This is a genomic window from Cellulomonas sp. P2_B4 (genome assembly GCF_056404795.1).
Window position 1 is genome coordinate 226647 of record NZ_JBFUDI010000001.1, and the last position, 15936, is coordinate 242582.

General features: G+C 71.0%; 14 protein-coding genes. 8 read left to right on the plus strand and 6 right to left on the minus strand.

All coding sequences use genetic code 11. The features are described 5' to 3' along the window. The first annotated feature begins 94 nt into the window (after positions 1 to 94). From mshD to AC1DZC_RS01155, 3 genes are read left to right on the plus strand one after another with little or no spacing between them, the layout of a single operon-like run. Positions 95 to 1063 (plus strand): mycothiol synthase, encoded by a 969-nt coding sequence (mshD, locus tag AC1DZC_RS01145; RefSeq protein WP_477041949.1) that lies wholly within the window; start codon positions 95 to 97, stop codon positions 1061 to 1063. Further along, positions 1060 to 3306: an RNA degradosome polyphosphate kinase gene (locus tag AC1DZC_RS01150; protein WP_477041950.1), complete on the plus strand. Its 2247-nt coding sequence runs from the start codon at positions 1060 to 1062 to the stop codon at positions 3304 to 3306. The genes mshD and AC1DZC_RS01150 overlap by 4 nt, the downstream gene beginning before the upstream one ends. Continuing rightward, positions 3303 to 4280 carry an NUDIX hydrolase gene (locus AC1DZC_RS01155; RefSeq protein WP_477040461.1) on the plus strand — a complete coding sequence of 326 codons (978 nt, stop codon included), beginning with the start codon at positions 3303 to 3305 and terminating at the stop codon, positions 4278 to 4280. The genes AC1DZC_RS01150 and AC1DZC_RS01155 overlap by 4 nt, the downstream gene beginning before the upstream one ends. Here the strand turns inward: AC1DZC_RS01155 and AC1DZC_RS01160 are convergent. From AC1DZC_RS01160 to AC1DZC_RS01170, 3 genes are all read right to left on the minus strand, one after another. Then, positions 4277 to 5293, minus strand: a complete 1017-nt coding sequence (locus AC1DZC_RS01160) for an inorganic phosphate transporter (protein ID WP_477040460.1) — start codon at positions 5291 to 5293, stop codon at positions 4277 to 4279. The two genes, AC1DZC_RS01155 and AC1DZC_RS01160, sit on opposite strands and share 4 nt — an antisense overlap. Before the next feature lie 5 nt (positions 5294 to 5298). Beyond that, a complete protein-coding gene (locus tag AC1DZC_RS01165) occupies positions 5299 to 5919 on the minus strand; it encodes a DUF47 domain-containing protein (RefSeq protein ID WP_477040459.1) in 621 nt (206 codons plus the stop codon). A 290-nt stretch (positions 5920 to 6209) separates the two neighbouring features. Next, a complete protein-coding gene (locus AC1DZC_RS01170; RefSeq protein ID WP_477040531.1) occupies positions 6210 to 6809 on the minus strand; it encodes a hypothetical protein in 600 nt (199 codons plus the stop codon). 188 nt (positions 6810 to 6997) lie between these two features. Here AC1DZC_RS01170 and AC1DZC_RS01175 point away from each other — a divergent pair, with 188 nt between their 5' ends. The 3 genes from AC1DZC_RS01175 to AC1DZC_RS01185 all read left to right on the plus strand — a co-directional run bounded on the left by AC1DZC_RS01175 (position 6998) and on the right by AC1DZC_RS01185 (position 10924). Then, positions 6998 to 8476 carry a sugar porter family MFS transporter gene (locus AC1DZC_RS01175; RefSeq protein WP_477040458.1) on the plus strand — a complete coding sequence of 493 codons (1479 nt, stop codon included), beginning with the start codon at positions 6998 to 7000 and terminating at the stop codon, positions 8474 to 8476. 166 nt (positions 8477 to 8642) lie between these two features. Continuing rightward, positions 8643 to 9125, plus strand: coding sequence for a MarR family winged helix-turn-helix transcriptional regulator (locus tag AC1DZC_RS01180; RefSeq protein ID WP_477041951.1), 483 nt, complete (start codon positions 8643 to 8645; stop codon positions 9123 to 9125). A 146-nt stretch (positions 9126 to 9271) separates the two neighbouring features. Then, positions 9272 to 10924 carry an MDR family MFS transporter gene (locus AC1DZC_RS01185; protein WP_477042130.1) on the plus strand — a complete coding sequence of 551 codons (1653 nt, stop codon included), beginning with the start codon at positions 9272 to 9274 and terminating at the stop codon, positions 10922 to 10924. A 60-nt stretch (positions 10925 to 10984) separates the two neighbouring features. Here the strand turns inward: AC1DZC_RS01185 and AC1DZC_RS01190 are convergent, their stop codons facing one another. The 3 genes from AC1DZC_RS01190 to msrB all read right to left on the minus strand — a co-directional run bounded on the left by AC1DZC_RS01190 (position 10985) and on the right by msrB (position 12866). Continuing rightward, positions 10985 to 11437 (minus strand): MarR family winged helix-turn-helix transcriptional regulator, encoded by a 453-nt coding sequence (locus AC1DZC_RS01190; protein WP_477040456.1) that lies wholly within the window; start codon positions 11435 to 11437, stop codon positions 10985 to 10987. 121 nt (positions 11438 to 11558) lie between these two features. Beyond that, positions 11559 to 12341, minus strand: a complete 783-nt coding sequence (locus tag AC1DZC_RS01195) for a nuclease-related domain-containing protein (RefSeq protein ID WP_477040455.1) — start codon at positions 12339 to 12341, stop codon at positions 11559 to 11561. Positions 12342 to 12464: 123 nt separating this feature from the next. Next, entirely contained in the window at positions 12465 to 12866 is a 402-nt protein-coding gene (gene msrB / locus AC1DZC_RS01200) for a peptide-methionine (R)-S-oxide reductase MsrB (protein WP_477040454.1), read from the minus strand. 169 nt (positions 12867 to 13035) lie between these two features. On the opposite strand from msrB, the gene AC1DZC_RS01205 reads away from it, so the two are divergent. Further along, positions 13036 to 15171: a putative bifunctional diguanylate cyclase/phosphodiesterase gene (locus tag AC1DZC_RS01205; RefSeq protein WP_477040453.1), complete on the plus strand. Its 2136-nt coding sequence runs from the start codon at positions 13036 to 13038 to the stop codon at positions 15169 to 15171. 79 nt (positions 15172 to 15250) lie between these two features. Next, positions 15251 to 15925, plus strand: coding sequence for a TasA family protein (locus AC1DZC_RS01210; RefSeq protein WP_477040452.1), 675 nt, complete (start codon positions 15251 to 15253; stop codon positions 15923 to 15925). Positions 15926 to 15936: the final 11 nt, after the last annotated feature.

The following is a 15936-nucleotide window of genomic DNA, read 5'->3' on the forward strand; positions in this document are numbered from 1 at the left end:
GCCCCGGACGACCCCGAGCGGATCCGACCCCCTTCACCGGAACGCGCGCAATTGTTGGACAGCCGTCCGGTTCCACCCGTGGTGGGATGGCCTCATGGTCGACACGTCCACGCAGGTCGTCGTCACGGCGACAGCCGGTCCCCTGTCCACGACGGCCGCCGACGACGTCCGTGCCCTCGCGCACCGCGCCGCCGGTGCCGACGGCGTCGCCCCGCTCTCGGAGCAGCCCCTGCTGTGGCTCACCGAGCCGGAGGCGCCCGCGGTCCACCTCAAGGCCGCGCTGGGCGACGTGCTCGTCGGCTACGCACAGCTCGACGTCGGGTCGCAGACCAGCGTCAAGGCCGAGCTCGTGGTCGACCCGGCCCACCGCCGCTCCGGCGTCGGCAGGGCGCTGCTGGCCCGGGCCCGGGCCGAGGCCGAGGTCGTCGACGAGCGCGAGCTGCGGGTGTGGGCGCACGGCGACCTGCCTGCCGCCCGGGCGTTCGCGCGGGCGGCCGGGATGGCAGTCGTGCGCGAGCTGCTGCAGATGCGCCTCGACCTCACGGCGCGGCCGCAGCAGGAGACCGCGCTCCCGCCGGGCGTGACGGTGCGCGCGTTCCGGCCGGGTGCCGACGAGGACGCCTGGCGCCGCGTCAACTCGCGCGCGTTCTCGCACCACCCCGAGCAGGGCCGCATGACCTCGGCGGACCTGCGGGCACGCGAGGCCGAGGACTGGTTCGACCCCGAGGGCTTCCTGCTCGCGGAGCGCGACGGCCAGCTGCTCGGCTCGGTGTGGACCAAGGTGCACCCGGCGGGCGAGCACGGTCCGGGCCGCGTGGGCGAGATCTACGTCGTGGGTGTGGACCCGGACGCCCAGGGCCTCGGCCTCGGTCGCGCTCTCACGGCGCTCGGCCTGGACCACCTGACCAGCGGCGGGCTGACGGCGGCGATCCTCTACACCGGCGCCGAGAACACCGTGGCGGTGCACACCTACGAGCGCGCGGGCTTCGTCGCGGCCGGCGTTGATGTGATGTTCGGCTCCGATACCAAGAGTTCACCGAGGGATGTCACGATGGGCGCATGACGGACCTCACCGCCCTCGACCCTGACCTCGCGGCCCATATCGCGGAGCATGTGCGCCCGGCCGCGGTGACCGAGGTCGAGGACGTCGAGCTGGAGCTCGAGCCGCTGCCCGACGACCGTTTCCTGGACCGTGAGCTGTCCTGGCTGGCGTTCAACCAGCGGGTGCTGGAGCTGGCCGAGGACCCCGATCTGCCCCTGCTCGAGCGGGTGCGCTTCCTGGCGATCTTCGCCTCGAACCTCGACGAGTTCTTCATGGTCCGCGTGGCCGGCCTCAAGCGCCGCATCGCCACGGGCATCGCGGTCACGGCGGCGTCCGGGGCGTCCCCGCGCCAGGTCCTCGAGGCGATCAGCGAGGAGGCGCACCGGCTGATGTCCCGGCACGCGGCGGTGTTCGCGGACCAGGTCCAGCCCGCGCTCGCCGACGAGGGCATCACCCTGGTGCGCTGGAGCGACCTGGGCGAGTCGGAGCAGGACCGGCTGCGCAAGTTCTTCCGCCGGCAGATCTTCCCGGTCCTGACGCCGCTGGCCGTCGACCCCGCGCACCCGTTCCCGTACATCTCGGGGCTGTCGCTCAACCTCGCCGTGGTGGTGTCCAACCCCTCGACCGGCAAGGAGCACTTCGCCCGCGTCAAGGTGCCGCCGCTGCTGCCCCGATTCATCGCGGTCGACGCCTCCGGCCGGCCCAGCGCCCCGGACGTGCAGGCCGCCTCGCTGGAGCGCGGCCCGGTCAGCTTCGTGCCCGTCGAGGACGTCATCTCCGAGCACCTCGAGCAGCTGTTCCCCGGCATGGTCGTGCAGGAGCACCACACGTTCCGCGTGACCCGCAACGAGGACGTGGAGGTCGAGGAGGACGACGCCGAGAACCTCCTCAAGGCCATGGAGAAGGAGCTGCTGCGCCGCCGCTTCGGCCCGCCGGTCCGCCTCGAGATCGCCGACGGCATCAGCCCGCGCATCCGCAGCCTGCTCATCCGCGAGCTCGGGGTCGACGAGGAAGAGGTCTACGAGCTGCCCGCGCCGCTCGACCACACCGGCCTGCACCTCATCGCCGACCTGGACCGCGCCCCGTTGCAGTACCCGCGGTTCGTCGCATCGACCCCGCGCCAGCTGGCCGAGGTGGAGAGCGCGACACCGGCGGACATGTTCGCCAAGATCCGCGAGCGCGACATCCTGCTGCACCACCCGTACGACTCGTTCAGCACCTCGGTGCAGCAGTTCCTGCAGCAGGCGGCCGCCGACCCGCAGGTGCTCGCCATCAAGCAGACCCTCTACCGCACCTCGGGCGACTCCCCCATCGTCGACGCCCTCATCGACGCCGCCGAGGCCGGCAAGCAGGTCCTGGCGCTGGTCGAGATCAAGGCGCGTTTCGACGAGCAGAACAACATCTCGTGGGCCCGCAAGCTCGAGCAGGCGGGCGTCCACGTCGTGTACGGCATCGTCGGCCTCAAGACCCACTGCAAGCTGTCGCTCGTGGTCCGCCAGGAGTCCGACGGCCTGCGTCGCTACTGCCACATCGGCACCGGCAACTACAACCCGAAGACCGCGCGCCTGTACACCGACCTCGGGCTGCTCACCAGCGACCCCGAGGTCGGCCAGGACCTCACGCGGCTGTTCAACCAGCTGTCCGGGTACGCGCCGAAGTCGAGGTTCCACCGCCTGCTCGTCGCGCCGCGCTCGGTGCGCAACGGCCTGATCGAGCGCATCGACCGCGAGGCCGCCGCCGCGCGCGAGGGCCAGCCGGCGTGGATCAAGATCAAGGTCAACTCGATGGTCGACGAGGCCACGATCGACGCCCTCTACCGTGCGTCGCAGGCCGGAGTGCCCGTCGACCTCGTGATCCGCGGCATCTGCGCGCTGCGTCCGGGAGTCCCCGGACTGTCGGAGACCATCCGGGTCCGCTCCATCCTCGGGCGCTTTCTCGAGCACTCGCGCATCTTCGCGTTCGCGTCCTCCGTGAAGCCCGAGGACGCGACCTTCGAGGGGCCGGAGGTCTACATCGGATCCGCGGACCTCATGCACCGCAACCTCGACCGTCGCGTCGAGGCGCTCGTCCGGATCGCCGACCCCGACCAGGTCAGCGAGCTCATCGAGCTGCTCGACGAGTCGATGGACGACGGCACCGCGTCGTGGCACCTCGACTCGAACGGTGCCTGGGAGCGTCACTACGTCGGCGCCGACGGCCCCCTCGTGGACCTGCAGGCGGCCCTGATCAGCCGGCAGCGCCGCAAGCACGGCAAGGGCCGGTGAGCCCCACGCAGGCGCCGGTCATCGTCGAGGCGGCCGGCGCGATCGTCTGGCGCGTGCGTCTGGAGAAGCTCCAGGTCGCCATGGTGCACCGCCCGCGGTACGGCGACTGGTCCTGGCCCAAGGGCAAGGTCGACCCGGGCGAGACCATCCTCGGGGCCGCGACGCGTGAGGTGGCCGAGGAGACCGGCCACGACGTCGTCCTCGGCGTGCCGCTGCCCGGCCTCGAGTACGGCCTGTCGGACGGCCGCCGCAAGCGCGTGCACTACTGGGCGGCCCAGGTGGCCGGCCGACCGGACGCCGCTGCCCTGCGCGCGCGCCCGCCGGTGCCCCCGGTGAGCCCGAAGGAGATCGACCAGCTGCGCTGGTTCGACGCCGACGTGGCGTTCAAGCGGCTCACCCGGCCCGACGACCAGGAACCGCTCGACGACCTGGTCGAGGCGTACGCGAAGGACCGTCTGGACACGCGCGCGCTGGTGGTCGCGCGGCACGGGACGGCCCGGCGCCGCGCGGACTGGAAGGGCACCGAGCTCGACCGCCCCCTCACGCCCGAGGGCCACCGGCAGGCGAACGCCCTGACCCCGATCCTGTCGACGTTCGGCGTCGGTCGCGTGGTGACCAGCGCGTGGGCCCGGTGCGTCAGCACGATGGCGCCCTACGCCGCGGCCGCACAGGTGGTGCCCGAGGTGTCGGCCATCCTCACCGAGACGTCGCACCACTCGTCGCCGGCCAAGGTCGCGGCCGAGGTGCTGAGCCTGCTCGAGGCGCACGCCGACGTGGTCCTGTGCACCCACCGGCCGGTGCTGCCGACGGTCGTCGACGTGCTCGCGCAGCACGCGGGCCGRCAGATCGCCGACGCGCTGCCGCACGCCGACCCGTTCCTGCACCCCGCCCAGGTCCTGGTCGCGCACGTCGCGCAGACGCCCAAGGGGCCCCGCGTCGTGGCGACCGAGACGCACCGGCCGCACGAGGTCTAGCGGGCGCCGAGGCCCAGCAGGATCGGGTTGAGGATCCAGTAGACGATCGCGGCGACGAGGGCCGCAGCCGGGATGGTCAGCACCCACGCGTAGGCGATGTTCTTGGCCACGCCCCAGCGGACCGCCGACACCCGCTTGGTGGCACCGACGCCCATGATCGCCGAGGTGATCGTGTGGGTCGTCGAGACGGGGGCGTGGAACCAGTAGGCGCTGCCGTACAGGACCAGCGACGCGACCGACTCGGCGACGAAGCCGCGGGCCGGGTCGAGCTCGATGATCTTGCGCCCGAGCGTGCGCATGATGCGCCAGCCGCCCGAGTAGGTGCCCAGCGAGATCGCCGTCGCGGCGGAGAGCTTGACCCACAGCGGGATCGAGTCGCCCTCGTGGAACCCGCCGGCGACGAGCGCCAGGACGATGATGCCCATGGTCTTCTGCGCGTCCTGCAGGCCGTGGCCGAGGGCCATCGCCGCGGCGGACGCGGTCTGCGCGAGCCGGAACCGGCGCTGCGTGCGGGCCGGCGCCCGATTCCGCACGATCCAGAGCAGCAGGACCATGAGCAGGAACGCGCCGAGGAAGCCGATGATCGGGGAGAAGACCATGGGCAGGACCACCCGGTCCCAGATCTCGCTCCAGTGCACGGTCACGCTGGCGGCGATGCCGACGCCGGTCAGGGCGCCGATGATCGCGTGCGTCGACGAGGACGGCAGGCCCAGGCGCCAGGTGATGAGGTTCCACGCGATGGCACCGACGAGGGCGGACAGCACGATGATCAGCCCCTCCTCGGGGCTGACGTTGTCGATGCTGATGATGTCCTCGGCGATCGTCGTCGCCACGTTGGTGCCGAGCAGGGCGCCGAGGAGGTTGAAGAACGCCGCCATGAGCAGCGCGACGCGCGGGGTGAGCGCGCGCGTGGAGACCGAGGTCGCGATGGCGTTGGCGGCGTCGTGGAAACCGTTGGTGTAGTCGAAGCCGAGCGCGAACACCACGACGATGATGACGAGCGCGATCTCCACCGCGGTCAGGACTCCTTGAGCGCGATGGTCTCGACGGTGTTCGCCACCTTCTCGAACGCGTCGGCCGCGTCCTCCAGCCGCTCGACGATCTCCTTGATCTTCATGAGCTGGATCGGGTCGGTGATCTCGTCGAACATCTGGGCAAGCAGCTTGCGGTGGATCTTGTCGGCCTGGTTCTCGAGGCGGTTGACCTCGACCCAGTACTCGGACAGAGAGTCCATCGAGCGCAGGCGCGGCATGGCCTCGGCGGTCAGCTCGGCGGCGCGCTGGAGCACCTGGACCTGGTCGGACACGCGGGCCGGCAGGTCGTCCACCTTGTAGAGGACGATCAGGTCGGCCGCTTCCTCCATGAAGTCCATGCAGTCGTCGAGGCTCGACGCGAGCGTGTAGATGTCGTCACGGTCGAACGGAGTGACGAACGTCGAGTTCAGGCGGCGCATGATCAGGTGCGTCGCCTCGTCGGCCTCGTGCTCCGCGTCCGCGATGCGCTTGCCGATCTCCTTGCGGGTCGACCGGTCGGCACCGAGCATCTCGCCGAGCAGGTTCGCACCGGTGACGAGATGGGTCGCCTGAGCGGCGAAGAGGTCGAAGAACGTGGTGTCGCGCGGGGTCAGGCGCAGGCGCACAGCAGGCTCCGTGGAGGGGGGAGGAGGACGGGGATCAGGCTAGGTCACGGCCGGTCGAATGCCTAACGCGCGGCAGCGCGCGCATGGACACATAGTGACAGGCCGGTAACGGCCGCGGATCACCCGCGCGGCGTACACGGCATCGCGCACCAGCGCACTCCGGGTGCGACGACGCCGGGCCGCGGAGCGCCTCTCGGCGCGGGGCCGCTCGAAGCGGCTTGAGATGGAGCCCGGGGCTACCGCGACCCGACGTCGCTGCCCATTCTAGTCCCGACCTCGTTCGACCAGGCCTACTCGAGCTTGTCCGCACGCCACAGCGCGGCAGCCCGGGACAGCTCCTCAGCCGTCCGGACGAGGGATGCCGCACCGCGCGTCAGCCGGACCGCACCGGTCGGGTCCACGTCGTCGAGGTGGTCGGCGTCGAACGCGGCCCCCGTCGCGAGGACCTGGCAGAAGGCCGCCGCCCGCTCGAGCGCGACCGCAAGATCACCCGTGTAGACACCCGAGAGCACCGCGTCGGCGACCGCCCGCACGTCGTTCGGCCCGGGCGCGTCCGCGACCCCGGCGACCGCGTCGTGCACCGGCGCCGCGGCGACCCCCAGCCGGTAGCGGTCCGCGATGGTCTCCGGGTCGCGACGCACCCACTCGCGCAGCACGTAGAGCCGCCACAGCGCACCCGGCAACGTCTCGGCGGGGCTGTCGGACCACAGCGCGGCGACGACGTCGAGCCCCTCGGTCTCCACGAGCGAGACCAGCCGCGCCACCACCTCGGGATCCGCGTTGGCCCGGCCCTGGTGCACCAGGGCCGCCGCCGTGGTGTGCGCCGCGTCGTTGCGCACGGCGGGGTCGTACCCGCCCGGCAGCTCGTCGGCCGCGGCCGGGTCCAGCATCGCTGGCCGACGGGGGCGCCGTGCGCCGGGTGTCGCGTCCATCGCACGATCTTGCACCGCGTTCGCACCGACGGCCAGCAGGTCGGCGCGTCGCCGACCTCGTGCCGACGACGTGCGGAGGGACCGCCTGAGGTCCAAGGTGGGTTGCAGGTCCGGGGAGCGCCCCGGCGACACGGAGGTCAGGGAACATGTCGCACGCGTCAACGCCGCCGCCGGGCTCAGCCGACGTCCCGGACAGCCCCTACAAGAACAAGGCGATCGGCCTGGCCGTCGCGGCCGCGGTCGGCGGGTTCCTGTTCGGGTTCGACAGCTCGGTCATCAACGGCGCCGTCGACGCCATCCAGGACCAGTTCGAGATCGGCTCGACCCTGACCGGGTTCGTCGTCGCGGTCGCCCTCCTCGGCTGCGCGTTCGGCGCCTGGCTCGGCGGCAAGCTCGCCGACAAGTTCGGCCGCACGCGCGTGATGCTGGTCGGCGCGATCCTGTTCTTCGTCTCCTCGATCCTGTCCGGCCTGGCGTTCGGCGTCTGGGACCTGATCCTGTGGCGCATCCTGGCGGGCATCGGCATCGGCATCGCGTCCGTCATCGCCCCGGCCTACATCGCCGAGATCGCGCCGGCGGCCATGCGCGGCCGGCTGGGCTCGCTCCAGCAGCTCGCGATCACCCTCGGTATCTTCGCCGCGCTGCTGTCCGACCAGCTGCTGCAGGGCGTGGCCGGCGGCGCGTCGGAGACGCTCTGGCTCGGGCTCGAGGCCTGGCGCTGGATGTTCATGGTCGCGGCCATCCCGGCGGCCGTGTACGGCTACCTCGCCCTGCGCATCCCCGAGTCGCCGCGCTACCTGATCGCCACCGGCCGGCGCGACGAGGCCAAGGAGGTCCTGGCGACGACGCTCGGCGCGGATGCCGACGTCGAGGACCACGTCGTCCAGATCGAGAACACGATCGCCACCGACAAGAAGCTCGAGGCCCAGGCGAGCCTGAAGGGTCCGCGGTTCGGCCTGCTGCCGGTGGTGTGGATCGGCATCCTGCTGTCGGTCTTCCAGCAGTTCGTCGGCATCAACGTGATCTTCTACTACTCGACGACCCTGTGGCAGGCGGTCGGCTTCGACGAGAGCCAGTCGTTCATGGTCTCGACGATCACCTCGGTCACCAACGTGCTGGTGACGTTCATCGCGATCGCGCTCATCGACAAGATCGGCCGACGGCCGCTCCTGCTCACCGGTTCCATCGGCATGGCGGTGACCCTCGGCATCATGTCCCTGGCGTTCACGCAGTCGACGGGCTCCGGCGAGAACGTCACGCTGCCCGACCCGTGGGGTGTCATCGCCCTGATCGCCGCCAACCTGTTCGTCGTCTTCTTCGGTGCCACGTGGGGTCCGCTGGTCTGGGTGCTGCTGGGCGAGATGTTCCCCAACCGCATCCGCGCCGCCGCCCTCGGGGTGGCCGCCGCCGCGCAGTGGATAGCGAACTTCCTCATCACGGTCACGTTCCCGCCGCTGCTCGACACGTTCGGGGCATCGATCCCGTACCTGATGTATGCGATATTCGCTGCGCTGTCCTTCCTGTTCACCTTGTGGAAGGTGCCCGAGACCAAGGGTGTCGAGCTGGAGGACATGGAGGGCGTCAAGGTCGACCGCTCCAGGCGAGGTTCGGCCGCATCCCCCTGACGAGGATGCGATCCGCCGCCGGGGCGGCGCGCGACGGCGCGGTGGGGAGCTGTCTCCCCCACCGCGCCGTTCGCGTCTGACGACGGGAATGGATCGACGATTCAGTTGCTTGAAGCAAGTGTTAATGTACAGTTGTGTTGAGCAACCACTTGAGCTGAGGAGCGCCATGACGCCCGTCCTGCCCGACAGCGCGCAGCAGAGGCTGCTGCGGTCGATCGAGTCGTTCAGCCGTGCGCTGCGCGAGTCGGCGGTCGCGCTGTCCCGGGACCTGGGCTGCACGCGCGGCACGCTGGCGATCATCCGGATCCTCGAGGCCCGCGGCTCGGTGCAGGTGGGCGAGATCGCCCACCTCATGCGCGTCGACATCTCGGTGGCCAGCCGCCAGGTCAGCCAGCTCGTCGACGAGGGCCTCGTCGAGCGGGCCGTCGACGACGAGGACCGGCGCGTCCGGACGGTGCGCCTCTCCCCCGCCGGCCGCGCGCTGGCCGACGACGTGCGCGAGCAGCTCGACACGCACCTCGAGGAGATCTTCGGCGACTGGTCGCCGGCCGAGTTCACCGCCACCACCGACGCCCTCGACCGCCTGGCCGCGACGCTCACCACGCCGCTGCGGCACGACGCCCCGGGGCCCGTGCTCACGCCGGCCTGACGCGCCACACACCTGAAGAACAGATCACGACCTGCCGACGACGCCAGGTCCCAGTCGCAGAGAAAGAAGCAAGAACCGTGTCCACCACCACGCCAGAAACCACCTCGACGGCGGAGCACGAGACCGTGCGCGACACCCCGCCGACCATGACCCGTCGCGAGGTGCTCGAGTCGCTCTCGGGCATCCTGCTCGGGATGTTCGTGTCGATCCTCGCGACGAGCGTCGTCTCCTCGTCGCTCCCCCGGATCATCTCGGACCTCGAGGGCTCCCAGTCCGCGTTCACCTGGGTGGTCACGGCCACCCTGCTGACCACGACGATCAGCACGCCGATCTGGGGCAAGCTCGCCGACCTCGTCGACCGCAAGCTGCTCATCCAGCTGGCGCTCGCCATCTCGGTGATCTCCTCCGCGCTCGCAGGCCTCTCCCACGGCGTCGGCATGCTCATCGGCATGCGCGCCCTGCAGGGCATCGGTGCCGGCGGCCTGACCGCGCTCGGCACGGTCCTCATCGCCGACATCATCAGCCCGCGCGAGCGCGGCAAGTACATGGGCCTCATGGGCGCCGTGATGGGCCTCGGTATGGTCGGCGGCCCGCTGCTCGGCGGCGTCATCACCGACGGCCCCGGCTGGCGCTGGAACTTCTTCGTCGGCCTGCCGGTCGCGATGGCCGCGATCGTCGTGCTGCAGCGCACCCTGCACCTGCCGAAGCGCGTCAAGCGTGCCGTGAAGATCGACTACCTGGGCGCGACGCTCCTCTCGATCGGCATCGCGCTGCTGCTGCTCTGGATCACGTTCGCGGACAACTCGTTCGCGTGGGCCTCGTGGCAGACCGCCGCGATGGTCGGCGGCGCGATCCTCGCCCTCGGGCTGGCCATCTGGACCGAGACCCGGGCCGACGAGCCGATCATCCCGCTGCACCTGTTCAAGAACCGCACGCTGGTCATGGCCGTCATCGCGAGCATCTCGGTGGGCGTCGCCCTGTTCGGCACCTCGGTCTTCCTGAGCCAGTACATGCAGCTGGCCCGCGACAAGACCCCGACCCAGTCCGGTCTGCTCACCATCCCGATGATCGTCGGGCTGCTGGTCTCCTCGACCGTCTCCGGCCAGATCATCAGCCGCACGGGCCGCTACAAGGGCTTCATGATCGCCGGCGCGATCCTGCTCACCGGTGGCATGGCGCTCATGGGCACCATCGAGTACGACACCAGCTTCACGCTCGTCGGCGCCTACCTGGTGATCATCGGCCTCGGCGTGGGCATGCTCATGCAGAACCTGGTGCTCGCCGTGCAGAACACGCTGGACATCAAGGAGGTCGGCACCGGCACCGCGACCGTGGCGTTCTTCCGGACCCTCGGCGGCGCGCTCGGCGTCTCCGTGCTCGGCGCGGTCCTGGGCAACAAGGTCGCGAGCCTGCTCGTCAGCGGCCTGGCCTCCGCGGGCATCGACCCGTCGCTCATGGGCAGCGGCGACGCCCTGCCCGACCTGTCCACCCTCCCGGACAACATCCGGGTGATCGTCGAGCAGTCGTTCGGCAGCGCCATCGCGGAGCTGTTCCTGGTCGCGGCGCCGATCGCCCTGGTCTCGCTGATCGCGGTGCTGTTCCTCAAGGAGGTGCCGCTCGGCAACCGCTCCGGCATCGAGCAGCTGCTCGAGGAGGGCCAGATGCTCGCCCCGGCCACGGCCGCTGCCACGGCCGCAGCGGACGCCACCTCCTCCACCGACGAGGACGGGACGGGCAAGACGCTCGACGAGGAGCTCGACGAGCTCACCGAGAACGTCTCGGGTCGCGCCAGACGGTGACGTAGGGAAAGGTTTCGGCACGCGCCGCCCTCGGTCCCCTCCGACCGGGGACGGCGCGTGTCAGCTTCTGCGCTCCCGCGCGGCCGCGAGGTCCGCGTTCAACCGGGAGATGTGGCCGGCGAACGAGCCGATGTCGTCGTCGTTCCAGTCGCGCAGCGCGTCGCGGAAGAACTCCCGACGAGCCCCCTGGGCGGTCTCGAACCGCTGCCGGCCCTCGTCGGTGAGGTCCAGCAGCTGGCCGCGGTAGTCGTCGGGGTCCGGTCGGCGGGACACGAGCCCGAGGTCACCGAGACGGGCGAGCTGGCGCGACATGGTGCCGCGGCCGACGCCGATGTTGGCGGCCAGGTCGCTGGCCCGCACGCCGGGGCTCGCCGCGATCATCGCCAGCAAGGAGTACGCGGCCGGCTCGAGGTCGGGGTGGACCTGCTTCGAGATGGTGGCCGACGAGGCCTGGGCGCGACGCAGCAGCAGACCCATCTCGCGCTCGAGCTGCCGGAACTGTTCGTCGACCACGGCCCCATCCTCGCGGACCGGACGGAGAATTAACCCACCGGCACGTGCGCGGTTCGAGGCGTTTCACCTGTTCAGCGGCGATCCATGGGTGCCAGCACCCAGTCCGAGCCGTGAGACGTGGTCAGCGGGACCAGGTGGCGCGCTGCCGGGCCACGTGCGCGATCGCGGCGACGCGGTGCAGGTCGAGCCGTTCGGGCATCCGCCGGAACGCCGTCTGCACGTCCTGCCGGGACATCACGACGGTCTCGCACTGCGGGGTGCCCTCGCGGATCTCGAGGTCGCCGTGGACCACGACGACGCCGCGGACGTTGATGTCGGCGCATCCGGCCGCGAGCAGCAGCCCGCGGACGCGACCCGCCTCGAGCTTCGCATCCCGCAGGTAGGGCATCGAGCGGCCGTCGACCTCGAGGCTGCGACCGTCGACGACGACCGACTGGCCGGGGTGCCGGCGCTCCGCGACCGTGAAGGCGCCGCCGGGACCGATCAGGAGGTGCTCGACGAGCGTGCCCTGGCGGCCCAGCGGCACGTCGTGGATGACCTGCCAGCCCTCGTCGGTGAGGCGCTCGAGCCGCGTCCGCACGGAGCTGCCGCGCTCGGCCCGGATGCCGGCCAGGTCGATGGTGTCCCAGTCGTCACCGCCCAGCCACGCCTGCAGCGCAGCGTCGTCGGCGGCGTCCAGGGCGCCGATGCCCGGCGTGGCCACCGGGAGGGCGAGCTCGGTGACGTCCGCGCGCAGGTAGGCCTGTGCGGCGCGACGCAGCCCGAGCTCGAGGATCGGGTCGTCGGCGACGACCTCGCCGGACTGCAGGTCGACCGAGCCGACCCTCCGCCCGGTCTCCTGCGTGACGAAGAGACGGTCAGCGCCGTAGCGCCGCCATCTCCGCACGGTCAGGACATCTTCCACGAATGCATTATCGGCACTACAGGTGTCGGACTTCAGCATTGTCGACCATCCGGACGTCACTCGGACGGGGTGTCGCGACGGCACGCCGTGCTCTTCCCCGTCCGTGTCACGAGCATCAGGTCGTCAGGCGCTCGGCTCGAACGTCAGGCTCACCGAGTTCATGCAGAACCGGTCGCCGGTGGGCGTCTGCGGGGCGTCGTCGAACACGTGCCCCAGGTGCGAGCCGCACCGCGCGCAGCGGACCTCGGTGCGCACCATGCCCAGCGTGCGGTCGGTGATCAGCTCCACCTTGTCGCCCGCCAGGGGCGAGAAGAAGCTGGGCCAGCCGCAGTGCGAGTCGAACTTGGTGTCGGAGCGGAACAGCTCGTTGTCGCACGCGCGACACCGGTAGACGCCCTCCCGCTTCTCGTCCAGCAGCGCCCCCGTCCACGGCCGCTCGGTCCCCGCCTTGCGCAGGACGGCGAACTCTCTCGGCTCGAGCTCCAGGGCCCACTGCTCGTCGGTCTTGGTCACCTCGTACGTCATCGGACTTCCTCCCAGAATCGATTGCGTCCTGTGCAACCACGCGTCCCCCGCAGGAGTTCCCGACGCGCCCGGGCGGTGCCCTGACCTGGGTAGTTCGTGATTCTTCCCACAGTTCCGCATACTCTCGGCCAAGCGGACGCAGCACTGCGCTCGCCACTGGAGGACGCCTGTGCCCGGAGCCACCCGCCGCCGCTGGTCGCTGACGCGCTACTTCGCGGTCGTCAGCATCGTGGCCATGGCCGTGCTCGGGATCGCCCTCGTGTGGGTGACCTGGACCGTCATGAGCAACCAGGCGGTCCGCGACGGGATGGACGCGGCGGAGTCCGTCCAGACGTACGCGACGGCCACGGTCCCCATCGACTCGTTCGTGGTCCCGGACGTGCTGACGCCCGAGCAGGCCGCCGCCGTCAAGGTCGCCACGGCCGGGTTCGCCGACAACCTGATCGAGCTGCGGCTGTGGGCGCAGGACGGCTCGCTGATGTACAGCTCGGCCACGCGCACCACGACCGCCTTCCCGGCGGGCGACAGGCTGGACAGGGTGATGAGCACCGGCGCGTCCGACGCGCGGATCATCACGGACGTGCGCGGCGTCAGCCTGAGCTCCGACGAGACCACGCAGAAGGCCGTCCTCGACGTCTACGTCCCGGTCCACGTGAACGAGACGATGACCCGCGGCTCGACCCTGTCACCCATGCCTCGCCAGAGCGAGATCATCGGCGCCGCCGAGGTCATGCTGGACCACACGGCAGCCACGAGGGCGCTCTCGGACGCTGTCCGGACGGTCGCGATCGTCGTCGTGCTCGGCCTGTTGCTGCTGTGGATCCTGCTGTTCCGTACGGTCTTCACCACGTCCCGGCGCCTGCAGGCCACGGCCCTCGAGAACGCGCGGCTGGCGCTCCTGGACTCCCTGACCGGCCTGCCGAACCGCCGCATGCTCGCCGAGCGGATGCGGCGCACCATCCTCGAGGCCGAGGAGACCGGGAGCCGGGTCGGGCTCATGCTGCTGGACATCGACCGGTTCAAGGACATCAACGACTCCCTCGGCCACGACCGAGGCGACGAGCTGCTCGAGCAGGTGGCCGAGCGGCTGCGCGGGGCCCTGCGCGACGACGACATCGTGGCGCGGCTGGGCGGCGACGAGTTCGCGATCCTGCTGCCCGACGTCCGCTCCGTCGCGAACGCCGAGCGGCTCGCCCGCCGCGTCCGAGGGCTGTTCGTGCCGCCCTTCATGCTGGGCGAGCTGCCGCTGCACGTCGACACCTCGGTCGGCGTCGCCTGCCTGCCGGACCACGCGGGCGACGCGTCGTCGCTCATGCGGACCGCGGACGTCGCCATGTACGCGGCCAAGCACCACCGCACCGGCGTCTCGGTGTACTCCTCGGACGAGGACGACTCCTCGCCTGCCCGCCTGGTGCTGCTCGGCGACCTGCACCGCGCGCTGAGCCCGGCCGAGGGCGAGCCGCGCGAGCTGCGCATGCACTACCAGCCGAAGATCGAGCTCTCGACGGGGCGCACGATCGGTCTCGAGGCGCTCATGCGGTGGGTGCACCCGACCCGCGGCCTGCTGCCGCCGAACGTGTTCATCCCGCTCGCCGAGCAGTCCGGGCTCATCCACGACGTCACGCGGTACGTGCTCATCGAGTGCATCACGCAGCTCGCGGCCTGGCGCGCCGAGGGCCGCGCGACCCCGGTCGCGGTGAACCTGTCCGCGCACGACGTCACCACGTCGGCCGTCGTCGACCTGATCGAGCAGCTTCTCGACGAGCACGGCGTGCCCGCGGACCTGCTCGAGGTCGAGATCACCGAGACCGCGCTGGTGTCGGACCCGTCGCGCGTCGTCCCCGTGCTGGAACGGCTGAGCGCGCTGGGCGTCCGGGTGGCCATCGACGACTTCGGCATCGGCAACACGTCGATCTCCCAGCTGCGCGACCTGCCCGTGGACGAGCTGAAGATCGACCGGCTCTTCGTCTCGGACCTCGGTGCCGGCGGGCGTGAGGGTTCGGACGTGCTGGTGCAGGCCATGGTCGACCTGGCCCACTCGTTCGACCTGCAGGTGGTCGCCGAGGGCGTCGAGGACGCCGCCACGGCGGCGATCCTGCTACGCCTCGGTGTCGACCAGGCGCAGGGGTTCCTGTACTCGAAGGCCGTGCCTGCCGACGACCTGCCCCTGGTCAGCGCCGTCCCCCGACCGCGCCGCGGCCGGAGCAGCAGAGCGCACGCGGCGGCCACGATCGTGCAGGAGGAACGGCCCGTCCGACACGCCCGTCCACCGCGTCCACCCCGCCCTGACGCCACGAACGGGTGATAATTCGTCGTTGCACTCAAGTTCGGCCCCACGGTGCCGATGGGAGAGTCTCGCACTATGCCCTCTGGAGGGTGCTCTGATGATGGACGACCTGCTCCACGAGATGATCGACCCGGCACCGGCCCCGCGTGATCTGGCCCGTCGCCGTCGGCTGTGGACCACCGTGATCATCGTCGGGCTCGCGGTCATCGGAGCGACCACACTGACGACGTCGGCGCTCTTCACCGACGACGACGCGACGTCGGCCTCCATCCGGACCGGCAACATCGACCTCGTCGTGGGTCAGACGGTGCCGTTCGCCGTCATCCCCGAGGGCCTGGCCCCCGGCGACTCCACCTTCGTGCCGCTGACGGTGTCGAACGCGGGCTCGCTCCAGCTCCGGTACTCGATCTCGTACTCGGGGACGCCGGGTGCGGGCACGGGGACCGGAGACCTCAGCAACATCCTCGAGCTCAGCATGTTCCAGGTCGACGAGGCCGCGTGCAACGTCGCCGGCACCACCGGCCTGACACCGATCAACAACACGCAGGCTCCTGTGACCAACTGGCCCACCGCCGCCAACCCCGCCCCGCTCGTCGGCGTGCCGGGCGCGCGTCCCGCGGACGGCAACGACCGGACTCTCCCGGGCGGGAACACGACCGAGAGCCTGTGCGCCCGCGTCTTCCTCCCCCTTGCGGCCGGCAACGAGTACCAGGACACGTCCGTCACGCTGGACCTCCTCTTCAACGCCGAGCAGACCGCCAACAACCCCTGACCTGCAGATGA

Excerpts from the sequence above, each read along its gene's own strand:
- AC1DZC_RS01210 (WP_477040452.1), top strand. The coding sequence starts at position 15,251 with ATGATGGACGACCTGCTCCACGAGATGATCGACCCGGCACCGGCCCCG.
- AC1DZC_RS01185 (WP_477042130.1), top strand. The coding sequence starts at position 9,272 with ATGACCCGTCGCGAGGTGCTCGAGTCGCTCTCGGGCATCCTGCTCGGG.
- mshD (WP_477041949.1), top strand. The coding sequence starts at position 95 with ATGGTCGACACGTCCACGCAGGTCGTCGTCACGGCGACAGCCGGTCCC.
- AC1DZC_RS01175 (WP_477040458.1), top strand. The coding sequence starts at position 6,998 with ATGTCGCACGCGTCAACGCCGCCGCCGGGCTCAGCCGACGTCCCGGAC.
- AC1DZC_RS01180 (WP_477041951.1), top strand. The coding sequence starts at position 8,643 with ATGACGCCCGTCCTGCCCGACAGCGCGCAGCAGAGGCTGCTGCGGTCG.
- AC1DZC_RS01170 (WP_477040531.1), bottom strand. The coding sequence starts at position 6,809 with ATGCTGGACCCGGCCGCGGCCGACGAGCTGCCGGGCGGGTACGACCCC.
- msrB (WP_477040454.1), bottom strand. The coding sequence starts at position 12,866 with ATGACGTACGAGGTGACCAAGACCGACGAGCAGTGGGCCCTGGAGCTC.
- AC1DZC_RS01150 (WP_477041950.1), top strand. The coding sequence starts at position 1,060 with ATGACGGACCTCACCGCCCTCGACCCTGACCTCGCGGCCCATATCGCG.